Here is a 3,502-nt window from a genome sequence, read left to right as displayed (position 1 = left end):
GGTGCCCTCGATCAACCCCGCGGACAAGGTCCGCGACATCATCCAGCGGTACCGCGTGGCGCGCGAGCGGGCCGGGTTCGACCCGGCCGGCGGCGAAGTGCATCTCAGCTACAGCTCCTTCCTCGCCGATGACGCGGACACGGCGCTGCGGCTCGGCGAGCAGTTCGCGGACCACAATCACCGGGCGCTCGCGCAGGCCGTGGCCGGGTGGTCGACCACGCGCAGCACGCAGTACGCGGGCTATGAGAACATCGTCGGCCGGGTCGCCAAGGGGGACTTCGCGAGTCAGCTCGCCGCCGACAAGACGATTGTCGGCACACCCGCGCAGGTGAGCGATCAGATCGCCCGCATCCGCGAGGCGTTCGGCGAGGTCACCATCAGCCTGCAGGCCCCACCCAGCATCGCACCCGAAGACGTGGTGCGGCGCTCGGTGCAACTCTTCGCCGAGGAGGTGCTGCCGCACTTCGCGGAGCCCGCCGGCGAGCCAGACCCCGGCGTCGCGGCGGCCGCCGTCACGACGGGCCGATAGAAAATCACTCTCACGAAGGAATCGAGCATGGCACTGTTCGCGGTCATCACCAAGCAGCATCCGGTCGGCATCAGCGCCGACGAGTTCCGGCACCGGCTGCCGGAGGGGTTCGCGCATCACGTCGATCTGGTGAAGCGCGGAATCATCAAGCACAGCTGGATCATTGCCGGACAGTCCGGCGGGCTGAACGTCTACGAGGTGTCCAGCCACGAGGAACTCACCGACGCGCTGTACGGCAATCCGCTGTCCTCGCATCTGGAGTTCGATGTTTTCCCGCTGTCGGACCCGGGCGGCTTCGATGTCGACGAGTTCGCAACCCGGGACGCCGAAAAGGCCGCTGGTTAACGGGTTTCGACCCGATGCGAAAGGGGTGGCCACCACGGTGGCCACCCCTTTTTCCGTTGTTCGGGCTACTGTCCGCGGGACAGGAAGGTCTCGACGGCGGCGCTGAAATCCGCGGCGTTGTCGACCCACGGGTAGTGCCCCGCGCCCGCGATGGAGACATGCGTCGCGGCGGGGAACAGCTTGGCGGCGGCATTCCCGGCCTCGACCCCGGTCAGCGCATCCGACGCGCCCGTCACGACCAGCACGGGCGCGGGGACCCGGCCGAAGGTCGGCAGGAAACGCTCCGGCTCGGTGCGATCGCCGTTGCCGTGGAAGTGCTTCCACGCCTCGAGCGCGAACTGGGTGCGCTGGGTGGCGGCATGCTCGCGCTGGCGTTCGCCCCAGGACCCGTAGGCCGCCGGGACGTATCGATCCAGCAGTTCGAAGATGGACTCGGGGGAGTCCTGCGGTCCGGCCGCCGCCAAACCGCCCGCGGCCGTGAGCACCTCATCGAACCAGGGCTCGTCGGAGCGCGCGTTCAGCAGGCTCCCCACATCGGTGCCGCCGCCGAAGAAGTCCGGCCCCGGGGCGACCAGCACCAGCCGCGACACCCGGTCGGGATGATGCCCGGCGTAGACCGCCGCCACCACCGCGCCCGCCGAATGCCCGAGCACATCGATGGTGTCCACGCCCAGCCGGGTCCGCAGGGCGTCCACATCCCGGGCCAGGGACGGATAGGCGTACTTGGCCGGATCGTCCGGCGGGAGCGTCTTGCCCGTCCCGCGCGCGTCGTAGCGGATCAGGGTCCGGGTCCGGGACAGCCCGCCCAGATCCTCGAGGTACCGCGAATCCCGCGGCCCGCCCGGAACGAGCACCAGCGGCGGCCCGGACCCGATCGCCTCGAACGCTAGCTCCGTGCCGTCGAAGGTCACCGCGGTGTCATGAGTCGAAATTGCCATATCGAAAACGTAGGAATCCCGGCTCGACTCTCCCTACGAGTTCGCTACAGGGCCGCTGGAACGACGGCCGCGCCGGTTGCAGAGGCTGATCAGGCCCGGCGATACCGGCGCACAACGACTTTCGCGGGGCGGATGGAGCGGTCTCCGACGGTCAGGCCCGGCTGAATGACCGACTCCACGGTCCGATCCATGGTCGGGTCATCGGTGTCGGTGAGCTCGGCGGCCTCCATGACGTCCGGATCGAAGGCGGTGCCGCGGAACGGCGTCACCAATTGCCCGCCGCGCTCGGTCAGCATGCGCTCCACGCGGCGGCTGATGGCCTCGAAGCCCGGGCGGTCGGCCTCGGAATTGGAGGTGGAGGCGAAGGTCTGGGCCAGGCCGTGCAGGGCGAACAGGTCCCGGATCAAGGGCGCGTCGGCCTCGGCGCGCTCATCGCGGATCTGCACCTTCGCCTCATCGGCTAGTCGCTCGATGGTGGCGGCCTGCCGGGCGATGACCCGCGCCAGATCATCGATGCGCTCGGTGATGCGGTCGAGGGATTGCGCGGGCACGGCGGGGGTCGAGGGCGACGCTGTGGGTTCGAGTGGCGCTGCGGGCGACTCGGTGGGAACGGGGACGTCGGTTACAGCGGCCGCCGGGGCTGGATCGGTCATGCTGGAACGATAGACCCAGCAGTCCGTCACGGCTGCTACCATCGCCCACGTGGGGGTCTATGGAATCGATCTTGGCACAACGAATTCGGCAATTGCGGCAATCGACGCAGACGGCCGTCCCCAGGTGCTGATCGGGCTCAATGGCGAACCGACCGTTCCCTCCGTGGTGTTGTTCGCCTCGGCGCACGATCATGTCGTCGGTGAGGGAGCGCGGCGGCAGGCCCGCCTGGATCCCGATCACGTGTGCACCCTGGTGAAACGCCGCATGGGCGATGCCGAATGGCGGTTCGGTGCGCACGGGCAGCGGTGGTCCGCGCCCGCGGTGTCCTCGCTCATCCTGAAAAGCCTTGCCGCCGACGCCGAGTTCTCCGGCGGCGGCCCGGTGCGGCGGGTGGTGATCACGGTGCCCGCCTACTTCGGCGACGAGGAGCGCCGGGCCACCATCCAGGCCGGGACCTATGCCGGATTCGATGTGGCGGGCGTGCTCTCCGAGCCCATCGCGGCGGCGCTGTCCTACGGGTTCGGGCGGCTGGACGGCAGCATCGACATCGACAAGGGGCCCGCCCGCGAGACCGTGCTGGTCTACGACCTGGGCGGCGGCACCTTCGACGCCACCGTCATCGAATTGGCCGATCGGCGCATCTCGGTGCTGGCCGTGGAGGGCGACCATCAGCTCGGCGGCGCGGACTGGGACGAGCGGCTCTCGCTGCACCTGTCCCAGAAGTTCTGCGAGGCCAACCCGGATGCCGAAGACCCCCTGGACGATTCGGTCGGATCGCAGCTGCTGGTGCTGGCGGCCGAACAGGCCAAACACGAACTCACCACCGCCGAGGTCACCGAGGTGGTGATCGCGCACGACGGCGCGCGGGCCGTCATCGAACTGACCCGGGCCGAGCTCGAGGCCATGACCGCCTCGCTCATGCGGCGCACCCTCGACCTCACCAAGGCGGTGCTGGCCGCGGCCGAGCAGCGCGGGGTGCGGCGGGTGGATCGGCTGCTGCTGGTCGGCGGGTCCTCGCGGATGCCGATGGTGGCCG

5 protein-coding genes are annotated in these 3,502 nt (G+C 69.6%); 3 read left to right on the top strand and 2 right to left on the bottom strand.

The window, feature by feature from the left end; all coding sequences use genetic code 11:
• Window positions 1-529, top strand: a 529-nt coding sequence (locus tag ON43_RS22825) for an LLM class flavin-dependent oxidoreductase (protein ID WP_157514147.1), incomplete at its 5' end; no start/stop codon positions are given.
• 27 nt (window positions 530-556) lie between these two features.
• Entirely contained in the window at window positions 557-874 is a 318-nt protein-coding gene (locus ON43_RS22820) for a muconolactone Delta-isomerase family protein (RefSeq protein ID WP_040810685.1), read from the top strand.
• Between the two features lie 65 nt (window positions 875-939).
• Here ON43_RS22820 and ON43_RS22815 read toward each other — a convergent pair whose 3' ends face one another.
• Together ON43_RS22815 and ON43_RS22810 are read right to left on the bottom strand one after the other, a co-directional pair.
• Window positions 940-1,812: an alpha/beta fold hydrolase gene (locus ON43_RS22815; protein WP_040810683.1), complete on the bottom strand. Its 873-nt coding sequence runs from the start codon at window positions 1,810-1,812 to the stop codon at window positions 940-942.
• A gap of 89 nt (window positions 1,813-1,901) precedes the next feature.
• A complete protein-coding gene (locus tag ON43_RS22810; RefSeq protein WP_157514146.1) occupies window positions 1,902-2,465 on the bottom strand; it encodes a nucleotide exchange factor GrpE in 564 nt (187 codons plus the stop codon).
• A 49-nt stretch (window positions 2,466-2,514) separates the two neighbouring features.
• Between ON43_RS22810 and ON43_RS22805 the strand changes: the two genes are divergently transcribed.
• A partial coding sequence (locus ON43_RS22805; RefSeq protein ID WP_040810687.1) for an Hsp70 family protein occupies window positions 2,515-3,502 on the top strand: 988 nt, incomplete at its 3' end.

The organism is Nocardia concava NBRC 100430 (genome assembly GCF_000308815.1).
Taxonomy (GTDB): Bacteria; Actinomycetota; Actinomycetes; order Mycobacteriales; family Mycobacteriaceae; genus Nocardia; species Nocardia concava.
Note: the sequence above shows the minus strand (reverse complement) of the source record. Positions and strands in the feature narration are given on the sequence as shown.

What these genes read in the sequence shown, in the direction of transcription:
- ON43_RS22815 (WP_040810683.1), bottom strand. Translation starts at nt 1,812, where the DNA reads ATGGCAATTTCGACTCATGACACCGCGGTGACCTTCGACGGCACGGAG.
- ON43_RS22820 (WP_040810685.1), top strand. Translation starts at nt 557, where the DNA reads ATGGCACTGTTCGCGGTCATCACCAAGCAGCATCCGGTCGGCATCAGC.
- ON43_RS22810 (WP_157514146.1), bottom strand. Translation starts at nt 2,465, where the DNA reads ATGACCGATCCAGCCCCGGCGGCCGCTGTAACCGACGTCCCCGTTCCC.